Origin of the sequence: Streptomyces sp. NBC_01429, from assembly GCF_036231945.1 — a bacterium.
In the GTDB taxonomy this organism is placed as follows: domain Bacteria; phylum Actinomycetota; class Actinomycetes; order Streptomycetales; family Streptomycetaceae; genus Streptomyces.
Genome location: NZ_CP109599.1, coordinates 363,922 through 382,933, shown reverse-complemented (window position 1 = coordinate 382,933; position 19,012 = coordinate 363,922). Strand labels below are relative to the sequence as shown.

Sequence of the window (19,012 nt, the reverse complement as noted above, 5' to 3'; positions counted from 1 at the left end):
CTCACGCTCACCCCAGGAGACCTCGTGCACGATCCGAACGAGTTGCTCGCCGACGGGCCGGCGGCCGTGGAGCGGCTGGCCCGCCGCCGGTACGTCCTCGATCCGGCCCTGCTGGAGAAGGCGGCGCGGGCCCGCGCCGAGACCCAGGCCGAGGTGACCCGGCTGAGGACCGAACTGAACGCCGCCTCGCGTGCCCGCGGGCGCAAGGGGCCGCCCTCGGAAGCGGAGAAGGAGACCGCCCGCGCGCTGCGGACCGATGTCCGGCAGGCGGAGGCCGCCGCCCGGACGGCGGCGGCGGAGCTGCACGAGATCCTGCTGGGCATTCCCAACATCCCTCTGGACTCGGTCCCCTCGGGTCACAGCGAGGAGGAGGCGGTGGAAGTGCGCCGGGGCGGCCCACCGCCGCGCGAGGCCGGCGCCCGCCACCACGCCGACATCGGCGAGTCCCTGGGCGTGCTGGACCCGCAGGCGGCGGCCGGGCTCTCCGGCGCCCGCTTCAGCGTCGGCCGCGGCGCCGGCGCCCGGCTGGAACGGGCCCTCGCCGACTTCTTCCTCGACCTGCACACGTCCGAGCACGGCTACACCGAGTACTCCGTGCCGTACCTCGTCAGCCGCGACACCATGACGGGGACGGGGCAGCTCCCCAAGTTCGAGCAGGACCTGTTCCGCACCCAGGTCGGTGACCGGGAGATGTTCCTGATACCCACCGCGGAGGTGCCGCTCACCAATCTGCTGGCCGGCCAGCTCCTGGACACCCGTGACCTGCCGTACGCGTTCACCGCTCGTACCCCGTGCTTCCGCGCGGAGGCGGGCGCGTACGGGCGGGACACCCGGGGGATCCTGCGGCTGCACCAGTTCGAGAAGGTGGAACTGGTCCGGGTCTGCGCCCCCGAGGACGCGCAGGAGCAGCTGCACCTCATGGTCGGGCACGCGGAGGAGTGCCTGCGCCGGCTCGAACTCTCCTACCGGGTCGTGCTGCTGCCGGCGGGCGACCTCGGATTCTCGGCCCGGATGACGTACGACATCGAGGTGTGGCTGCCGGGCAGCGGCGCCTTCCGGGAGATCTCCTCGGTCTCCGACTGCGGCACCTTCCAGGGCCGCCGCGCGGACATCCGCCGGAAGGGGGAGGGCGGTCGCAAGACCCCGGTGGCCACCCTCAACGGCTCGGCGCTGCCGATCGGCCGTACCGTCGCCGCCCTGCTGGAGCAGGGAGTGCGGGAGGACGGTTCGGTGCGGATCCCCGAGGCCCTCGTCCCGTACACCGGGTTCCGGTCGATCCTGCCGGGAGGAGCGACGGGGTGACCCCGCGCCCCGGCGACCGGGGGACATGACGACGGAGGGCGGGGTCCGGACGGAATCCGGACCCCGCCCTCCGTCGTGTGTCCCGCGACCCGGGCGCTCAGGGGGTGGTGGCGGCCAGGCGGGCGTCGAGCGCCCGGACGACCTCGTCGCCGGCCCGCGCCACGTCCTCGTCGTCGGGGGCCCCGATGATGGCCATCAGCCTTTCGAGCATGGCGTGCTGGAGGGTCTCGGTCGTGGTGTTCCCGTCACTGTCACTCACTGCTCTCGGCTCCTCGCTCGTCCGTCCGACCGGGTGGATCGCACAGGTGGTCGCTTTATCTGCTGGTACGTCAGAATGCTTTGCACGCGCGGAAGATGTGGGCGAACGAAGCGAGTGACGCGTTCGGGCCGTCGAAGGCGACGTACTCAGGGATCAGCGCGTCCGGCGCCCACTTCTGCTTGTACGAGAGTTGGGTCTGCGCCGGGTAGAGAGCCGCTCCCTCTGCCCACAGGGCGTGCATCATCCACTGGAACGCCGGGCTGTGGCAGTCGAGTTCGTGGCTCGGGTCCAGGCCGGTGAAGGGGGTGAAACCGAAGTGCAGCCACCGCACCCCCTCGGAGCGGAACACCTCGATCGCGTGCGCGTTGATGGCCTCCATCAGGCCGGGTGAGCCCGAGGGGATCCGCCGGCTCAGATCGTGCATCCAGCCGGCCCGCTCGCCGTAGACGGGCGCGTACGAGATGTACGCGACCGGGGCGCCGTCGATGGTACCGGCGAACAGCCTGCGCAGCGGCTGCACCGGGCCGCCGACCTGGCCCACCAGGAACTCCAGTTGACTGGCCCCGTCCTTGCCGCCCAGCCACGCCTCGTCGATCGTCGCGACCTCCTGCCGCCAGTCAGCGGCCACGACCTCCTTGATCTCCAGGCCGTTGCGGTGCGCCCGCGAGATCTTGTTGCGCAGCTGCATGAAGCGGGTGCCGCGCAGGGTGAAGTCCGGCAGGGTCACCGCCCAGGACGCCCCGATCTGGTTGACGGTGAAGCCGTGCCGGGCGTACCGCTCGGCGTCGGCGCGCTGGAGCTGGACGCCGACGAGGCTCAGTTCCTCCTCTTTCACATATCGGCGGAAGGATTCGAGGAGCGGGTCGTACGCCTCGGCAGCGGCGAACGGGCCGCCGAACTGCACCGCGTAGCGACCGGTGCGGCGATAGACGATGACACCGTCCAGGCCGGGCGCGGTGAATGTACTGTTTCCGCTGTTGAGCGCCAGGAAGGCGCTGGGATTCTCACTTCCGGTATGTGCGCGGACGGCCCTGAGAGCCGGGTCGTCCGTCGTGGCTGCGGTCATTCCAGTTCCCCTTTCGGAACTTTCTCTTGTCATGCGAGTAGAACACCGAGGGATCGTCCGGCGGAAGACCGGAAAAGAACTGCCACGAGACGTCAGAGGTGCGTCAGCGCCCTGTCAGACATCTCTGTCATTGTTGTTCTTGTAACCGGCGGACAACACGGAGGCCGGGAACATGGAGAGGTGCCCGGAGTGGCTTATCGGGGACCGGGAGCACGCCTCCCGGTCGGGCTTCACGGCCTGCGCAGGTTCGAATCCTGCCCTCTCCGCCGCAGGGGGGACGACGGCGTCGTGCCGTCGTCCCCGAACGGCCGCCCTGACGACTTCTGATTTACCGTGCCCGCTCCCCGGAACCGAATTCCGGGGAGCGGGCATTTTTGCGCGGGGGCACCGAGCCCGCCGCGCGACCGGGGCCGCAGCACCGGCCCCGGTCGCGCGGCGGGCTCGGTGCCCCCGCGGCCGTACCGGCTCAACCCGCCTGCATGAGCCTGGCCATGCGCAGGACGTCCTCCCCCTCGGGCGCGTCGATCTCCACGTCCACCACCGTGCACACCCGGGCCACCAGGAAGTAGAACCCGACCAGGATCAGGGTCTCCACCAGTTGCTCGTCGTCGTAGTGGCGGCTCGCGCCCGCGTAGACGGAGTCGCTGACCTGCGGATGGTCGGCCGCCGCCGCGGCGAACCGGACGAGCCCGCGCTGCGCGGGGCTGAGGACGGCCGCGTCGTGGTCGCCGCGGCGCAGCGCCGCCCGCTGCTCGTCGGTGACGCCGGCGGCCTGGGACAGCGGGACGTGCTGGGCCCACTCGTACTCGGACTCGTAGCGCATCGCACAGGTGAGGATGACCAGTTCCCGGTCGACCGGGCTGAGCCCGCCCGCCGCCAGGAGCGCCGCGGCGACCCGCGCGATCGGCTCCACCGCGTTCGGGGCGTGGGCGAGGACCTTGAACAGATTGATGATGCGCCCCTCGTCGAGGGAGCGGAGGGATTCGGGAAGTGCCTCGGGACCTAGGCAGGGAATTCGGGGCATCGTGCGGTGCTCCTCAAGATCGAATCCATGGGGTGGTACGGCAAGAAAGTACCTCGCTCCGACCGCGGCGGTAAACGGGTCGAGTTGAGCTTCCGAATGCATGGTTCGGTTGTCAGTGGTGCGTCATCGACGTGTCAGGAACGGTTGCTTAGATGCAGCGGATGAAGTTGTTCCGAAGGTCGGAGGAAATGTGTCACAACTGGTTCCTGTTATGAGCGAATTGACGCTCATGCCTTTGCATGAGCGTCGGGAGATAATCGAGGACCTGGTGGTTCGAGAACTCAAGTCGGCTCTCCTCATGACGGACGAGGAGGAATTGCCACTGGAGGCCGGATTCTTCGACCTGGGTCTCACTTCACTGAAGATGAGTGAGGTGAAGACGATTCTGGAGCAGAAACTCGAATGTGAGATTCCGACGACGGTGCTGTTCCGCCGGCCGACCCCCGAGCAGTTGATCGACCATCTGACCGACTGAGGCGACCGCCCGTACCCGGCTGGAGGAGAACCATGGCACAGACGTCGGAGGAGACCCGGGAAGAGCTGGCCGCCGCGCTGCGTGAACTGCGGCGCAAGGACGAGCAGATCACCGGGCTGCTGCGCGAGAAGTACGAGCCCATCGCCGTCGTGGGGATGGGGCTGCGCTGTCCGGGCGGGAACGACGACGTCGACGCCTTCGCCGAATTCCTGCGGCAGGGCCGGTCGGGTATCGGGCCGTTGCCCGCGGACGAGCGCAGGGAGATGGCCCACGGCGCCGGTACGGGCGACGGCCTGCTGGACGAGCATCCCCGCGGCGGCTTCGTCGAGGGCGTGGACCGGTTCGACGCCGCCTTCTTCTCCGTGTCGCCCAAGGAAGCCCCGTACATCGCCCCCCAGCAGCGTCTGACCCTGGAGACGGCCTGGGAGGCACTGGAGCACGCGGGCATCGACCCGGTGTCCCTGCGCCACGGCGACACCGGCGTCTTCATGGGGGTGACGTCGCTCGACTACATCTTCGAGGCGACCGATCTCGCCCCCGAAGACCTCACCCCCTACCTCGCACCCGGGCTCACCCACAGCGGTGTGTCGGGCCGGCTGTCGTACGTCCTCGGACTGCGCGGCCCCTGCATGTCGATCGACACCACGTGTTCGTCGTCCCTGGTCGCCGCCCACCTCGCCGTGCAGGCGCTGCGCGAGGGGGAGTGCGGGATCGCGCTGTGCGGCGGAGTGAACGTGATGCACAACGCGCGCAGCCAGGCCGTCCTGGCCCTCGGCGGGATGCTCGCACCCGACGGACAGTGCAAGACGTTCGACGAGACCGCGGACGGATACGCCCGCGCCGAGGGATGCGGCGTACTCGTCCTCAAGCGGCTCGGCGACGCCCGGCGGGACGGCGACACCGTGCACGCCGTGATCCGCGGATCCGCCGTCCGGCAGGACGGCGAGAGCGCCGGACTGACGGCCCCGAACGGCGCCGCGCAGGAAGAGGTCATGCGGGCCGCGCTGACGAGGAGCCGGCTGGAGCCCGGGGACATCCAGTACGTGGAGGCGCACGGCACCGGCACCGCGCTGGGCGACCCCACCGAGACCGACGCGATCACCGGAGTCTTCGGCGCCTCGCACAGCGGGGCCGACCCGGTGCTCGTCGGATCCCTGAAGACCAACATCGGCCACATGGAGGGCGCCGCCGGTGTCGGCGGACTCATCAAGACGGTCCTCCAGCTCCGTGAACGGACGGTCTACCCCCACCTCAATCTCGTCACCCCGTCCCCCGTCATCGCCTGGCAGGACGCCCCCTTCGCGGTGCCCACCGAGGTCCGGCCCTGGCCGGGCGACGGAGTCGGACGCGCCCTGGTGAACAGCTTCGGCGTCACCGGCACCATCGCCACGGTCGTCCTGGAGGGACCGCCCACCGAGACCGAGCAGGCACCCACCACCGGCAACGCCACCGGCGCCACCACCACCGCGGACGCCATCGGGGCGCACCCCGTCACCGAAGCGCACCCCGTCACCGAGGCACCCGCCGGCGCCGTCGTCACCCTCTCCGCCAAGAGCCGCACCTCGCTGCGCCGGCTCGTCGAGCGGCATCTGGAGCACCTGGAACGGCACCCCGACGTATCCGTCACCGACCTGTGCCGGACCTCCAACACCGGCCGGGCGCACTTCCGGCACCGGATCGCCGATGTGGTGCGCGACCGCGAGGACCTCGCGCGGACCCTCGGCAAACGCCTCGCGGACCTCGGGGGCGTCGAGCCGGGCGGCCGGCCGGGGAACCCGAAGGTCGCCTACCTGTTCTCCGGGACCGGAACGCAGTACCCCGGCATGGGCAGCGCCCTCTACCACCAGTACGCCGTCTTCCGGGACGCGATCGACGCCTGCGACCGGGTCTTCGCCCCGCTGACCGGCCTGCCGCCCGGCGTGCTGGTACGCGGCGAGGACGACGTGCCGGGACGTATCCACGAGGCGCGCCATCTGCAACCCGCCCTGTTCAGCCTGGAGTACGCCATGGCACGGCTGTGGCTGTCCTGGGGCGTCCGCCCGTCGGTGCTCGTGGGGCACAGCCTCGGCGAGTACGCCGCCGCCGCGACCGCCGGACTGTTCTCCCTGGAGGACGCGGCACGGCTGGTGGCCGCCCGGGGCCGGCTCAGCGGCCGGCTCCAGAGCAAGGGCGGCATGGCGGCGGTGGGCGCACGCGCGGCCGACATCGCACCGCTCCTGGAGCGCTACCCGGACCTCGCCGTCGGCGCGGTCAACGGCCCCGCCCAGTGCCTGCTCACCGGCGGGACCGAGTCGCTGGCCGACGCCGGCGCGCGCCTGACGGAGCAGGGCGTGAAGGTGACACCGCTGCGCGGCGCCGCCCCCTACCACTGCGACCTCATGAGCGAGATCGCCGACGAGTTCCGCGCCGAACTCGCGACAGTGGAGTTCCGGGTGCCCACCATGGCCGTCGTCTCCAACGTCACGGGCCGGGTGGCCAGGTCCGGAGAGATGGGCACCCCCGACTACTGGATACGCCACCTGCTGGAGCCGGTGCAGTTCGAGGCCTGCGTCCAGGCGGTGGAACGGCGCGGGCGCCACGTCTTCGTCGAGATGGGCCCCTCCACCGCCCTCGCCTCACTCGCCCGGACAACCGCCACCGACCCGGAGCACGTCTGGCTGAGCAGCACCTTCCGCGACGACACCACCGGCGACATGATCCGGCGCTCACTGGCCGGGGCCTACGAGGCCGGGGTGCCGGTCTCGTGGACCGGCTACCACCGGGACGCGCCCCGCACCCGGGTCCAGCTGCCCGCCTACCCGTTCGACCGGAAGCCGTACTGGCTGCCCACCCCGCAGCGCCGGGAGGCCGAGGCCGCGTGGGCGGCCGAGCGCGGCCCCCGGCCCGAGCCCGATGCCGCGCTGCCGCTCCTCCACGAACAGCACTGGGTCGCCCGGCCGGCCGGCGAACCGGGCGAGAAGCGTGGCGTCCTCCTGCTCCGGGCCCCCGAGGAGCTGCGCTCCCGGCTGCTGGACCGCGCGCCCGAGGCGGGCGTCGAACCGATCTGTCCGGCGGGCCCCGAGGAACTGGTGGCGGCGCTGCGCGACGGCCCGCCCCGCGACGTGGTCTGGTTCTGGCACCGTGCCCCGGAAGACACCACGGGCGTGGAGCGGCTGCGGGCCGAGTGCGCGCTTAACTACGGCGAACTGCTGCCCCTGTTGGACATCCTGGCACGCGAGGGGTTCGGTGACGGACGACGCCTGTGGCTGGTCACCGAAGGCGCGCACACCCTGCCCGGCGACCCCGGGTCGGATGCCCCGCCCGCGGTGTCGGCGGCGGCCACCCTGTGGGGATTCGCCCGCAGCCTGGCCGTCGAACGCCCCGGATACCGGGTGACACTGGTCGACCTGCAACCCGGCACCGAGGGAACGGGGCCGCTGATCGACGAGTGGTCGTCGCCGCAGGACACCGAGTTCGAGGTGGCCCACCGGGACGGACAGCGCTGGGTACGACGGCTGCGCCCCGCCGGGCCCGCGCCGGAGCCGGGCCGTCCGGTCGAGATCCGGCCCGACCGCACCTACGTGGTGGCGGGCGGACTCGGCACCGTCGGACTGCACATGGCGCGTCGGCTCGTCGCGCTCGGCGCCCGCGACCTGCTGCTGCTGAGCCGCACCGGGGGAGAGGCGCCCGAACTGGGCGACGGCGTCACCGTGACGGTCCGCCGGTGCGACATCGGGTCGGCTCCGGACGTCGACCGGGTCTTCGCGGAACTGGCGGACACCGGACGGCCGGTGGGAGGCGTGGTGCACGCGGCGGCGGACGGCGCGCACCTGCCGGTGGCGGAGCAGACCTGGCAGAACCTGGACACGGTCTTCAGGGCCAAGGTCTACGGGGCCTGGCTGCTGCACGAGGCGACGGCCCGGCTGCCCCGGCCGGACTTCTTCCTGCTCTGCTCCACGGCGGGCGCGACGATCGGCTCCGCCCTCGCGGCCGGACCCGGGGCGGGCGACGCCTTCCTCGCCCACCTGGCGGCCCGGCGCGCTCGCGCGGACCTGCCGGCTCTCGCCGTCGACTGGGGCCCCTGGGTCCCGCGCGACCCGGACTCCGCACCGGTCAGGAGCTGGGAGGCACAGGGCATCCGGCCCCTCGACGAGACGGAGGCGGCGGGCCTGCTCCCCGGCCTGCTGGACGCCGGACGGACCCACGTCGTCGTGGGCCGCTGCGACTGGGGCCGCTTCGTGTCCCGGAGGCCCGGGAACGCGCTCTTCGACGAGCTGGTCACCGACCGGGCCACGACCGGCGGGCCCGTCGACCCGGGCACCCTGCCGGAGACACCCGGTCCGGCCCGGTCCGCGGGAATCAACACGATCGTGCGGAGCAGGCTCGCGGACGTGCTGCGCTTCCGCGACGCCGACGACCTCGAACCGGACGCGGAGCTGGCGGCCCTGGGGATGGACTCGCTCAACGCGGTCGAGATCCGCACCGCCCTGGAGGCGGCGTTCCTGGTCACCCTGCCGACGTCCGTCGTCTACGAACAGCCCCGCGTCGACCTGCTGAGCGCGTACATCGAGAGGCTGCTGCCCGCCAAGGACGCCCCCGTCTCGTGACGCGGTCGGGGCCACCCCGGTGGGCCGGGGCGGCCCCGGCCCACGCGGGGACCGGGGGACGGATTCACCACGTTGGAGAGCCCATGTTCTGGAACGACCACACCCGTCTGTGCGACGAGATCCGTCTGCAATGCCGTCGGCTGTCCGCCGTACTGGCCCAGGTCGACCCGGGGACCCCGGTCCCCGGCTGCCCGGGCTGGACCGCCGCGCACCTCACCGGACATCTGCACGCGGCCTTCACCTGGGCGACGGGCATGCTGAACAGCGGGACCGTCGAGTTCCGGCCGCCGCACACCTTCCTGCCGGACATCCCCGACGGCGCCCTGGACACCGGGGCGCCGTGGCCCGCGTACATCGACGCCCTCACCCACGCCCACCTCAAGACGCCCCTGGGTACCCGGATCGTCGAGGAACACTCCGTCGCGCCGCTCACGGAGTCGGCGGACGCCTTCGTCGACGCGCTCCTGGCCTCTGGCCCGGACCGCCCGGTGTGGGCGTGCCTCGGCGAGCCGCGTGCCCGGTGCTGGGCCACCTGGGGCGCGCTGGAGTCGGGGATCCACCGCATGGACGCCGAGGTGATGCTCGGCGTCACTCCCGAACTCGACCGCGACGTGGCCGAGGAACTGGTCGCCTTCACCCTCGAACTCGCGACCCGGCCCGCCTCCGCCGCCTTCTTCGATCCGCAGCTCGCCCGGCTCCGGCACTCCGGCGAACGGATGCTCCTGAGAGCGGCCGGCTCCACCGGCGGCCCCGGGGAGTGGCTGATCCACCTCGGCCCCTCCGGCCCGGTCCTGCTCGCCCCCGACGCCGGACGGCCGGACGTCATCGTGGACGCCCCGGGCGAACTCCTGCTGCCCCTGCTCAAACGACGCCTCCCGCTCTCCGCCCCGGGCATCCGGGTGACCGGGGACCGCGACGTGGTGCGGGACTGGCTGGACCACGTCTTCAGCTGACACGCGACGCCCGACTCTCCCCTGCCGACCTCCCCGGCGGGTAGGTCGGGTTCAGGCGCGGTCGCCGCCCCGTACGGCCTGCGACTGGATGGTCAGGCCGACCGGACGACCGGTGTCGTCGGTGAGATCCGTCTGGACGACGATGAACGAGGCCCCCGTGTGCAAGGGCCGTGCCACCGCGTTGAGGGTGCCGGAGCGCACGCCGCGGAAGAAGTTCGTCTTCGACTCCACCGTCGAGGTCGTCGCGCCGGCCGACAGGTTCAGGTAGGCGCACACGGCCCCCACGCAGTCCGCCAGGGTCATCACCGCACCTCCGTGCAGGACACCCATGGCCGTGCACAGACCGGGCGCCCACGGCAGGCTGCCGCGGACCAGTGATGCCTTCGCCTCCTCCAGCCGTACCCCGGTGGTCCTGGCGTACGGCATCAGGTCGAGCAGGTCGTCCAGAGGTGCGGCGTGCTGGGTCACTGCGGGCTCCTCGCGGTCGTACGGATGTCTCCACGGCAGAAGAAGAGGAGCCGACTCTACTGCACCTGACACACCTTCAGCTGATCGTCAGCAGCCTGTCAGCCACGGTTGGTTGGATCGTTGCGACCGTTCCGTGATCAGAGAAGGAAGAGGTGTGCGCGATGAGCGTCGTCCGTCAGCCGGTCCGTGCAGGGGTCCTGTTGCCCACCCGAGAGCAGGCGATCCTCGGTGACTACAGCGCCTCACCGCTCATGGACTTCGCTCGGCGGGCCGAGGATCTCGGCTTCGACTCCCTGTGGACGGGGGACTCGCTCACCGCACGCCCGCGGCTGGATCCCCTGGTGGTGCTGTCCGCCGTGGGCGCGGCCACCCGCACCATCACCCTGGGGACCGCCGCACTGACGCCCGCGCTGCGGCACCCGCTGATCGGCGCCAACATGGTCAGCAGCCTCGACCACATCGCCGGCGCCCGGCTCGTCCTCGGCCTGGGATCGGGCTTCCCCCTCCCGGAGACCGAGGACGAGTTCGCCGCCGTGGGCGCCTCGTTCGCCGGCCGGGCGGGGCGGCTCGACGAGATCGCCGCACTGTGGCGCACCTGTTGGGCGAGCGACCGCCCCGGCGCCCCGGAGGCCTTCAACGGCCGCTACTGGCAGGCGGCCGGCCTGGACCGGCTCGTCAGCCCGCCCCGCCCCGACGGACCGCCCCTGTGGCTCGCGGGCAGCGACACCCCCCGGGTACTGGACCGGGTCGCCCGGCTCTACGACGGCTGGCTGCCGTTCCTCCCCGAGGCCGAGGCGTACGGCGCGGCATGGCGACGGATCGAGGAACTGCGCCGGGAGGCGGGCCGGCCCGAGGGCGCCGTCACACCCGGCCTGTACGCGACGATCAGCGTCGACCCGGACGAGCGGCGTGCCCGAGCCGGGCTGGAGGACTACATCGAGCACTACTACGGCCGTTCGCTGGAGCAGATGTCCGCCATCCAGGCCTACGCCTGGGGGTCGAGCGAGGCCTGCGCGGAATGGCTCGCCGGCTATGTGCGGCAGGGCGCCCGGCACATCGTGATCCGGATCGGATCGCTGCGCCCCGAGGCCCAACTGGAGGAGATCGCCGAGGTATTGCTGCCCGCCGTCCGCCAGGCCGTACCGGAGGGCGCGTGACCTCCGCCGGAGGAGCGCCCCGGGCACAGTGGTTCACCGGCTCGGACGCCGATCCCGACGCGCCGTTCACGGCCTTCGTGTTCCCGCACGCCGGCGGCTCGGCGGCGCAGTACCGGTCCTGGTCGGCGACCCTGCCCCCCGGCATCGACGTCCGCGTCCTCCAGCTGCCGGGGCGTCAGGAACGGTTCCACGAGGCGGCCCTGGACGATCTGGACGCGATGGTGGAGGCGCTCCAGGACCCCTTCGAGGGGGAACTCGACGGCAGGCCGTACCTGCTCTTCGGCCACAGCTTCGGCGCGCTGCTCGCCTACCGGCTCGCGGTCACCCTGGTACGCGACGGAGGCACCGCCCCGGCCCTCCTCGGGGTCTCCGGCTGGGCCCCGGGGCCCGCGGCCGGCCCGCCGCGGGAGAGCGTGGCGGGCATGTCGGACGACGAACTGCTGGACCGGGTGGCGGAGCTGGGAATGATGCCGCACGGGGTGTCCCTGGACCCGGCCACGCTGGCGACCGTCCTGCCCGCCCTGCGCGGGGACCTCCTCGCGGCCGGCGGCTTCCTGGACGACCAGGCTCCCGTTCCCTGCCCGGTCGCCGCCTACGGCGGAGCGGACGACCCGCTGCTTCCGTCCGGGGGCATGGACGCCTGGGCGCGGCGAGGCACCGCTTTCCTCGGCACCACCACCTTCACCGGCGGGCACTTCTATCTCTTCGACCACGCGGCCGCCGTCCAGCACAGCCTCGGCCGCCATCTGCGGCGCCTGGTTCCGACGGCGTAACACCCCACAGGGCGGGGCGGCTCCGGCACGGAGCCGCCCCGCCCCGCTGTCTCCTGCCCCGACGGTCCTGCCCGCCTCGCCGCCCCGACGGGGCCGTGCCCGAAGGGGCCGTCTCCGTCGCCGCGGTGGGATGTCACCGGATATGGCGAACCCCCTTCTTGAGATCGGCTGTCGGCTCGGGCCGCTCGGCTTCGGAAGGCCCGGGCGTCTGCCGACCGGAACTCCCACAGACCGTGGACCGAAATCGGGCAGCGGTGAAAAACCTCCGTGGTGCACGCGGCGACCCGAAATGGCTCCGGTCGGAATACCGGACAACGTTCGGGCAGGACGGGCGGCGGGCGGGAGCCTTTCGGCTCAAGGCCACGGGTGTCCACCGGGGATCCGGGCACCGGGCGTGCCCGGGGCGTCCTCCCGTGTGCCGGGAAAGCCTCCGGGGGGCGCGAGGGACATCGAAGTAATGGTGGTCATTACCTCAAACGGGCAAGGGATCGGACACATAGCCACAGGGGAATCGCGTTTACGGGCGCACGGGGAATGCCGTTGGAATCCCCTCTATTGAGCCGATGCGCGCGAGGGTTGTGCTGCCGGAAGGGTTCCTTTGGGTGAAGGGTGAACCAATGGTCCGGTAAATCGCCGGTCGTCAATTACCTGAGAGGTAATTGGAAAGGTATTTCCCGTGAGGCAAACGGAGAGATGTTCGAATCGGCCAATCGCTGTCGCGAGTGCGCCTGCCAACTCCGCCTGATGGGGCAGAATATCCCCCTGGTTTGTGCCCGAATGTTCCTATGTAAGGTCCGCGCGGCCATCTGATCGAAACCGGAAAGACGCTGTCCGGTAAGTGCTGTGAGCGGTCTTCTTGCTCTTGTGGACCCCGAGTTCTGCGGAGTCAATGGAAGCGGCATCTGCCCGGCGTGATCGGAGGAAAGAAAGTGCACAACTTTTTCCGCCTCGATAAGTTGAGCAAAAACATGGACGTATCGTCCGCGGCGCATCCGGAACAGCTCGGCGTCCAAGGCTCCGGTCTGTTCTTCCGCGTCCTGGGGCCGCTGGAAGTACACGCGGGGGACCGGGTGCACACGATGACCGGCAGCCTGCAGCGGACCCTGTTGACGTCCCTGCTGATCAGTCCGGGCCAGCCGCTGGCCGCCGAGCAGCTCTACGGTGAGCTGTGGGGGGAGAATCCGCCGCCCACCTTCGAGAACTCGCTCCAGGCCCACGTCTACCGGTTACGCAGGACCCTTCAGAAGTTGGCAGGACCCAACCGAACCGCCCCGGAACTGCTGACCCGCTCATCGGGGTACGCGCTCGATCTGAGGGCCGGCGCGATCGACGCGGAAACCTTCCGCGGCCTCTCCTCCCGGGCCCGGGAGTGCATGCGCAGGGAGCCCGAACGGGCATACCGGCTGTTCGGCGAGGCGCTGTCCCTGTGGCGCGGTGAACCGCTCCAGGGCGTCGCCCAGGGGCCCATGTGCCAGAGCATGGCCCTGGCGCTGGAGGAGGAGCACCTGGCCGTCGTCGAGGACACCCTCTGGCTGGGAATGCAGCTCGCCGACCCGGTCCACACCATCAGCGAACTCAAACGGATGAGCTCCATCCACCCCTGGCGCGAACGGCTCACCGAGATGCTCATGCTGGCCCTGTACCGGGCCGGCCGGCAGGCGGAGGCGGTGGAGGCGTACAACAGCGCCCGGCTGCGGCTCGTGAACGAACTCGGCCTGGAGCCCTCGGCCAAACTCCGCAGGCTTCTGCAGGACATCCTCAACCAGGACCCCGCCCTGGACTTCGCCGGACTCGTGCCGGGCGCCGCACTGTGACCCCCGGTCCGCCGGGCGCCCGCGGCGGCGTCCGGTCCCGCCTGCCGGCGGGACACGGCGGACCCGCCCCACGGCGCCGACGGCTCCCGGAGAACCACTGAGCCGCCGGCGTGGCGGCACCCCGCACGGATGACCGTGGGGAACCGCCGCGCCGGCGGCACGGTGGAGCGACGGAACCGGCCCTGGCCCGGCCCCGCCCCGGACGCCGGTCCCGGGCGCGGGGGGAGGGGCCGCGTCCGGGACCGGCGAGGGTCAGGCCCGGGCCAGGGCCAGAACGGCGTTCTGGCCCCCGAACCCGAAGGAGTTGCTCAGCGCAAGCCCGTCCGGGCACGCCGTCGGGGCGGTCGCGACCTCGATGTCCAGCTCCGGATCGAGTGTGGAAAGGCCCGCGGTGGGCGGCACCACGCTCTTCTCCAGGGCGAGTACCGTCAACGCGGCCTCGACGGCCCCGGCGGCGCCGAGCATATGGCCGGTGACCCCCTTGGTCGAGGTCACCACCGGGCCGCCGGTGAAGAGCCGGCCCATCATCCGCCCCTCGGCGAGATCGTTGAGCGGGGTGGAGGTGCCGTGCGCGTTGACATGGCCGACATCCCCGGTACCGGCTCCGGCGTCGGCCAGCGCCGCCCGCACCGCGGCCTCGCACCCCGCACCCGTGGGGTGCGGGCTCGTCATGTGGTGCGCGTCCGCGCTGGCCCCGTAGCCGACCACCCGGGCCCGGACCCGGGCGGAGCGGGCCCGCGCGTCCGAGGCCCGCTCCAGCACCAGCACCGAGGCACCCTCCGCCGCGACGAAACCGTCCCGCCCCGCGTCGAACGGGCGGGAGGCGGTGGCCGGATCGTCCTCCCGGCGCGACAGCGCGCCCATCCTGGCGAAGCCGGCCATCACCAGAGGCGTGATCATGGCCTCGGCGCCCCCGGCGAGCACGATGTCGCAACGGTTCAGGAGCAGCAGGTCGCGGGCCACCCCGATGGCCGTCGCCCCCGAGGCGCAGGCGGTCGCCACCACCAGATTGGGGCCGGTGGCCCCCAACTCGATGGCGGTCTGACCCGCCAGCATGTTGGGCAGCTGCATCGGCAGCAGGAGGGGGGAGACCCGGTGCGCCCCCTCGCCGAGCAGCGTACGGTGCTGCGCCTCGACGGTGCCGGGGCCGCCGTCGGCGCACCCCAGCACCACGCCGACCCGCGCCCCGTCCCAGGTGGCCGGGTCGAGCCCCGCGTCCGTCACCGCCTCGCGGGCGGCCACCAGGGCGAACCGGACGAAGGGGTCCAGCCGCAGGGCCCTGCGCGCCCCCAGCAGGGCATCGGCGTCGAAGCCGGGCACCCGGCAGGACAGCCGCACCGGATTTCCCTCCAGCTCGGGATCCAGGGCCGCGGTGGGCCGCCCGTCGAGGACGGTGGCCCAGGTCTCGGCGGCGTCGCACCCGGCCGGTGTCACCAGGCCCAGGCCGGTGACCGCGACGTCGGCACCGGAGGTCATGCCGAGGCGCTCCGCTCGGCCATCAGGTCGGCCATGTCACGGATCGTCGCCGCCTCCAGCAACTCGTCGTCACTGATCTGGAGCCCCAGCTCCTTCTCCAGCAGCAGCGAGAGCTCCACGACGGCGAGCGAGTCGAGTTCGACGTCCTCCCGTGTCGCCTCCGGGGTGATCTGCTCGGGAGCGACCTTGAGCTTGCTGACCAGCATTTCCTTGAGTGTCTCGAACACGGTGTCATCCTTCGCTGTCCGGTCGGCCCGCCGCGCGGCCCGACACTGTTCCGCCCGCCCGGTGCGGCGGGATCGGGTGATTCGGACGCCGGTGCGTCGCTGCGTCCGTCAGTCGTCGAACGTCTTGAGGTCGGGCCACACCAGGGCGGTGGCCCCCCAGGCGAGACCTCCGCCGAAGGCGGTGAGCAGCGTCCGGTGGCCGGCCGCCAGCGTTCCCTCCGCGGTCGCCTCGGCCAACAGGACCGGCAGCGACGCCGCTCCGGTGTTCCCGGTCCGCTCGATGTTGGACAGCCGCCGCTCCGGCGGAATGCCCAGCTCCTCGGCGACGGCCGTGAGGATCCGGGCGTTCGCCTGGTGCGCGGCGAACCGGTCGGCGGCGAGCGGACCGTCCCACCCGGCCGCAGCGAGCGCCGCCCGCGACGACTCCGTCATCCGGCCCACCGCGTGCCGGAACGTCTCACGGCCCCGCATCCGGAAGAACTCCTCGCCCGGCCCGGCGGCGACACCCGAGGACCGCTGCCGCGATCCCCCCGCGGGCACCTCGATCAGCCCGCCGAGCGAACCGTCGCTGCCCAGGACGACCCGGCCGACGGCGCCCGGCTCGTCCGGCCGCCCGGACCGCAGCAGCACCGCCCCCGCCCCGTCCGCGAAGATCACCGCGGTGCCCCGGTCGGCGGGATCGATGATCGTGGTGAAGGCGTCCGCCGCGATCAGCAGAGCGCTCTCCACCGTGCCCGAGGCGATCAGCCCCGCCGCGGTGGCGAGCCCGTACAGGAAGCCGCTGCACACCGAGGAGACGTCGAACGCGGCGACACCGCCCAGCCCGAGGCGGTCGGCGACCAGCGGCGCCGTGGCGGGGCAGGGCTGGTCCGGGGTGGTCGTCGCGAGCACCACGGCCTCCGCGCCGCCACCGCCCGCCGATGCCAGGGCCCGCCGCCCGGCCTCCACCGCCAGGTCCGACGTGGCGGTACCCGGCGCGATCACATGCCGGGAGGCGATACCGGTCCGCGACCGGATCCACTCGTCGGAGGTGTCGAGCCGTCCCGCCAGGTCGTCGTTGGTCACCACGTCCGGCGGAAGATACCTGCCGATGCCCGCGATCACCGCCGCGGGCGCGGCGGCCGGGCCGGTCATGCGGAGCTGCCGCCGGTCAGGACCTCCACCGGCAGCCCCATGTAGGCCATCCGGACCTCGGCCATCTCCTCCGTCCACCGCTCCGCCATGTCGTAGCGCTGCTCCGGCGTGGTGTCCAGCATCCGCACCCCCGGCCAGATCTCGTAGTCGCCGATCAGGTCCGCGTGCTCGGCCATGCCCTGCTGGAACAGCTCCTCCCGGTAGATGACGTACTCCCGGTCGGGCACCTCGTCCCACAGCTTCACCCCGGCCCGGATGATCTCCAGGATGTGATCGCGGGACTCGGGGCTGCGCGCCAGGTGGTCGCGGAGGATCGTGCTGGCCACGGTCAGATGGCGGATCTCGTCGATACCGGTGCCCCGGGATATCTCACCGGTCGCCGGCGACAGCGGGGTCCACTTGCGTTCGCTCAGCTCGGCCGCGGGGGCGAGCACGCCCTCGATCACGATGGCGAAGACGGCGACCCCGCCCATGAAGTCCTGCTTGTCGCGCACCACGTCCAGGGTGAAGTCCTCGACGGGCTGGAGAACGTCACGGCGGTAGTCGGCGGAGAGCGCCTCGATGTCCTTGAGCAACGTGCCGGCCGGCATGCCCAGTTCGACCAGATGGTTGCGGAACACCCGGGCGTGCCGGGCCTCGTCGAGCAGCTGGGTGGCGTAGAACTCCAGCTCGGGTACGCCGGGGGCGATCGGCACGTAGTGGCCGAGCAGCCGGGTGGCGATCTCCTCGGACAGGCCCCGGAAGCCGAACTCCAGGATCAGCGCCTCGCGCAGGGGCCCTGGTTCGGTCAGGAAGCGGGGCACCGTCGCGTCCACGTGGTGGCCGCTCTCGCCCCGGTCGCGCAGCGTTCCCTGCGCGACCGATGTGATCCAGTAGGCGAGGTCGCAGTCGGCCGGGCCCAGGGTGAGGCTCTTGGCGCCGTCGAGGAGACCGGGAGCGTTGTCCCAGTCCGCCTCACGGGCGACCGGCCGCGTCCCGTCGTCGGTCGTGACGCCCATGGCGTCCGCAGTTCGGTCGGTTTCGGTGGTCACAGCGGTGACTTCTCCTTCGGTCGGTCATGGATGTCGTGCGCCGCGGCGCCGGTCGGCGCCGGTGCCCGGACCGGTCAGCGGACCGCCCGCGGCGGGACCTGCGACGGCACATGACCCACCGGAGCCGGATCGGCCGTGTGCCCGGCCTGCTTGGGGTGCGCGAGCCCCAGGTCGTCCAGCAGCCTGAGATATCCCGACTGCTGGACCGGCTCGAAGGGCAGCGCGAAGGACTTCATGAAGTTGCCGAACAGACCCCGGTCGCCGAAGAGGTGGAACGGGATGACGAGCAGCGCCCACTCGGGGCCGATCAGCCAGCACCACAGGGCCACCACCGCGCCCTGGGTGATCAGACTGTGCATGAAGTTGTACAGCACGTAGTACGTCTTGGAGATCGGCCTGCCACCGCTGCGCCGGAACGCGATCGCCCCCGGCAGATAGCCGATGACGTCGATGTACAGGAAGAGGGCCACGGCCGGCAGCCAGCGGATCTCGTCGTAGTGGACGATCATCAGGACGGTCGACGCCGCGAGCCCCACCAGGTACTCGGCGCGGTGCAGCGAGAACGTGCGTGGTGTTTCGAAAGGGTTGGCCTGGTCCATGGCTGACTCCTCTGGGGCCTGTCCGGCGGATCGGTCGGGGGGAAAACGGGGCTGGGCCTTCTGCGTGCGGACGAACGGGGACCGGTACGTGCCCGGGTGAGGAGAGGGAGGGCGCCGGAGCGGTGGGGGTCGCTCCGGACCCGCGCCCCCTGCCTCACGGTCCGGACATGGCCTACACCGGTGCGGTGAGTCCGGCCAGGGAGGTGTCCGGACCCGCGACGTCGCCGAGGATCTCGGTACCGGGGTACATCCCTGCCACCGCCCACGCGATGGTCTCCTTGACGACTCGTTCGGCGATCGGGTCGAGGATGCCTTCGAGGCTGGGGATGCCGAAGTCGAAGTCCGCCTCGAAGCGCACCGAGACGTCGTCGCCCCGCTGGGCGAGCCGCCAGGTGCCGAGGAAGGTGTCGAAGTCGCCCTCGGTCTGCTCGAACCGGATCTCCAGGGAGTCGGGAAGGATCTCGTCCCGCTCGGTCCAGCGCAGCAGACCGCTGCGGAAGTGCAGTTCCCAGCTGGACGAGCAGTCGGGCTCGGGATACGTCGCGTGGACGGTGGTCGACTGCACGTGCGGGGCGAGTTCGGGGTAGCGCTCCCAGCGCAGGACCGCGAGGAGGACGTCCTTGGCGCTCTCGCCGTGGACCAGGGCTTCCAGCAGTACGTGTCGCATG

At 71.8% G+C, this 19,012-nt stretch carries 17 protein-coding genes and 1 tRNA gene; 8 read left to right on the top strand and 10 right to left on the bottom strand.

The window, feature by feature from the left end; translation table 11 throughout:
• Window positions 1-24 precede the first annotated feature (24 nt).
• Entirely contained in the window at window positions 25-1,302 is a 1,278-nt protein-coding gene (serS, locus tag OG627_RS01785; RefSeq protein ID WP_329060692.1) for a serine--tRNA ligase, read from the top strand.
• 97 nt (window positions 1,303-1,399) lie between these two features.
• Here serS and OG627_RS01780 read toward each other — a convergent pair whose 3' ends face one another.
• Together OG627_RS01780 and OG627_RS01775 are read right to left on the bottom strand one after the other, a co-directional pair.
• A complete protein-coding gene (locus OG627_RS01780; protein WP_329060690.1) occupies window positions 1,400-1,561 on the bottom strand; it encodes a hypothetical protein in 162 nt (53 codons plus the stop codon).
• 70 nt (window positions 1,562-1,631) lie between these two features.
• Complete coding sequence (locus tag OG627_RS01775) at window positions 1,632-2,627, bottom strand: DUF2156 domain-containing protein (protein ID WP_329060688.1); 996 nt, start codon at window positions 2,625-2,627, stop codon at window positions 1,632-1,634.
• A gap of 174 nt (window positions 2,628-2,801) precedes the next feature.
• Here OG627_RS01775 and OG627_RS01770 point away from each other — a divergent pair.
• A tRNA-OTHER gene (locus OG627_RS01770) sits at window positions 2,802-2,893 on the top strand.
• Between the two features lie 200 nt (window positions 2,894-3,093).
• Here the strand turns inward: OG627_RS01770 and OG627_RS01765 are convergent.
• Complete coding sequence (locus tag OG627_RS01765; RefSeq protein WP_329060686.1) at window positions 3,094-3,651, bottom strand: carboxymuconolactone decarboxylase family protein; 558 nt, start codon at window positions 3,649-3,651, stop codon at window positions 3,094-3,096.
• A gap of 211 nt (window positions 3,652-3,862) precedes the next feature.
• Between OG627_RS01765 and OG627_RS01760 the strand changes: the two genes are divergently transcribed.
• The 3 genes from OG627_RS01760 to OG627_RS01750 all read left to right on the top strand — a co-directional run bounded on the left by OG627_RS01760 (window position 3,863) and on the right by OG627_RS01750 (window position 9,665).
• Window positions 3,863-4,126 (top strand): acyl carrier protein, encoded by a 264-nt coding sequence (locus OG627_RS01760; protein WP_329060684.1) that lies wholly within the window; start codon window positions 3,863-3,865, stop codon window positions 4,124-4,126.
• Window positions 4,127-4,158: 32 nt separating this feature from the next.
• Entirely contained in the window at window positions 4,159-8,712 is a 4,554-nt protein-coding gene (locus tag OG627_RS01755) for a type I polyketide synthase (RefSeq protein WP_329060682.1), read from the top strand.
• A gap of 83 nt (window positions 8,713-8,795) precedes the next feature.
• Window positions 8,796-9,665 (top strand): maleylpyruvate isomerase N-terminal domain-containing protein, encoded by an 870-nt coding sequence (locus tag OG627_RS01750; RefSeq protein WP_329060681.1) that lies wholly within the window; start codon window positions 8,796-8,798, stop codon window positions 9,663-9,665.
• Window positions 9,666-9,716: 51 nt separating this feature from the next.
• Here the strand turns inward: OG627_RS01750 and OG627_RS01745 are convergent, their stop codons facing one another.
• Entirely contained in the window at window positions 9,717-10,091 is a 375-nt protein-coding gene (locus OG627_RS01745) for a PaaI family thioesterase (protein WP_329072277.1), read from the bottom strand.
• 203 nt (window positions 10,092-10,294) lie between these two features.
• Here OG627_RS01745 and OG627_RS01740 point away from each other — a divergent pair, with 203 nt between their 5' ends.
• The 3 genes from OG627_RS01740 to OG627_RS01730 all read left to right on the top strand — a co-directional run bounded on the left by OG627_RS01740 (window position 10,295) and on the right by OG627_RS01730 (window position 13,877).
• Complete coding sequence (locus OG627_RS01740) at window positions 10,295-11,290, top strand: LLM class flavin-dependent oxidoreductase (protein WP_329060679.1); 996 nt, start codon at window positions 10,295-10,297, stop codon at window positions 11,288-11,290.
• A complete protein-coding gene (locus OG627_RS01735; protein WP_329060677.1) occupies window positions 11,287-12,063 on the top strand; it encodes a thioesterase II family protein in 777 nt (258 codons plus the stop codon). The genes OG627_RS01740 and OG627_RS01735 overlap by 4 nt, the downstream gene beginning before the upstream one ends.
• Window positions 12,064-13,031: 968 nt before the next feature.
• A complete protein-coding gene (locus tag OG627_RS01730; RefSeq protein WP_329060675.1) occupies window positions 13,032-13,877 on the top strand; it encodes an AfsR/SARP family transcriptional regulator in 846 nt (281 codons plus the stop codon).
• A gap of 252 nt (window positions 13,878-14,129) precedes the next feature.
• On the opposite strand, the gene OG627_RS01725 is transcribed toward OG627_RS01730, so the two are convergent.
• The 6 genes from OG627_RS01725 to OG627_RS01700 form a co-directional block, all read right to left on the bottom strand.
• On the bottom strand, window positions 14,130-15,353 hold the full coding sequence (locus OG627_RS01725) for a beta-ketoacyl-[acyl-carrier-protein] synthase family protein (protein WP_329060673.1): 1,224 nt from the start codon (window positions 15,351-15,353) through the stop codon (window positions 14,130-14,132).
• Complete coding sequence (locus OG627_RS01720; RefSeq protein WP_329060671.1) at window positions 15,350-15,580, bottom strand: acyl carrier protein; 231 nt, start codon at window positions 15,578-15,580, stop codon at window positions 15,350-15,352. Before OG627_RS01720 ends, OG627_RS01725 begins: the two co-directional genes overlap by 4 nt.
• Before the next feature lie 108 nt (window positions 15,581-15,688).
• Window positions 15,689-16,714 carry a beta-ketoacyl-ACP synthase III gene (locus OG627_RS01715; protein WP_329060669.1) on the bottom strand — a complete coding sequence of 342 codons (1,026 nt, stop codon included), beginning with the start codon at window positions 16,712-16,714 and terminating at the stop codon, window positions 15,689-15,691.
• Window positions 16,711-17,712, bottom strand: a complete 1,002-nt coding sequence (locus tag OG627_RS01710) for a VlmB-like protein (protein ID WP_329072275.1) — start codon at window positions 17,710-17,712, stop codon at window positions 16,711-16,713. The genes OG627_RS01715 and OG627_RS01710 overlap by 4 nt, the downstream gene beginning before the upstream one ends.
• A 107-nt stretch (window positions 17,713-17,819) precedes the next feature.
• Window positions 17,820-18,344 carry a hypothetical protein gene (locus tag OG627_RS01705; protein ID WP_329060667.1) on the bottom strand — a complete coding sequence of 175 codons (525 nt, stop codon included), beginning with the start codon at window positions 18,342-18,344 and terminating at the stop codon, window positions 17,820-17,822.
• A 172-nt stretch (window positions 18,345-18,516) separates the two neighbouring features.
• Window positions 18,517-19,011 (bottom strand): type II toxin-antitoxin system RatA family toxin, encoded by a 495-nt coding sequence (locus tag OG627_RS01700; RefSeq protein ID WP_329060664.1) that lies wholly within the window; start codon window positions 19,009-19,011, stop codon window positions 18,517-18,519.
• Between the last annotated feature and the right edge of the window lies 1 nt (window position 19,012).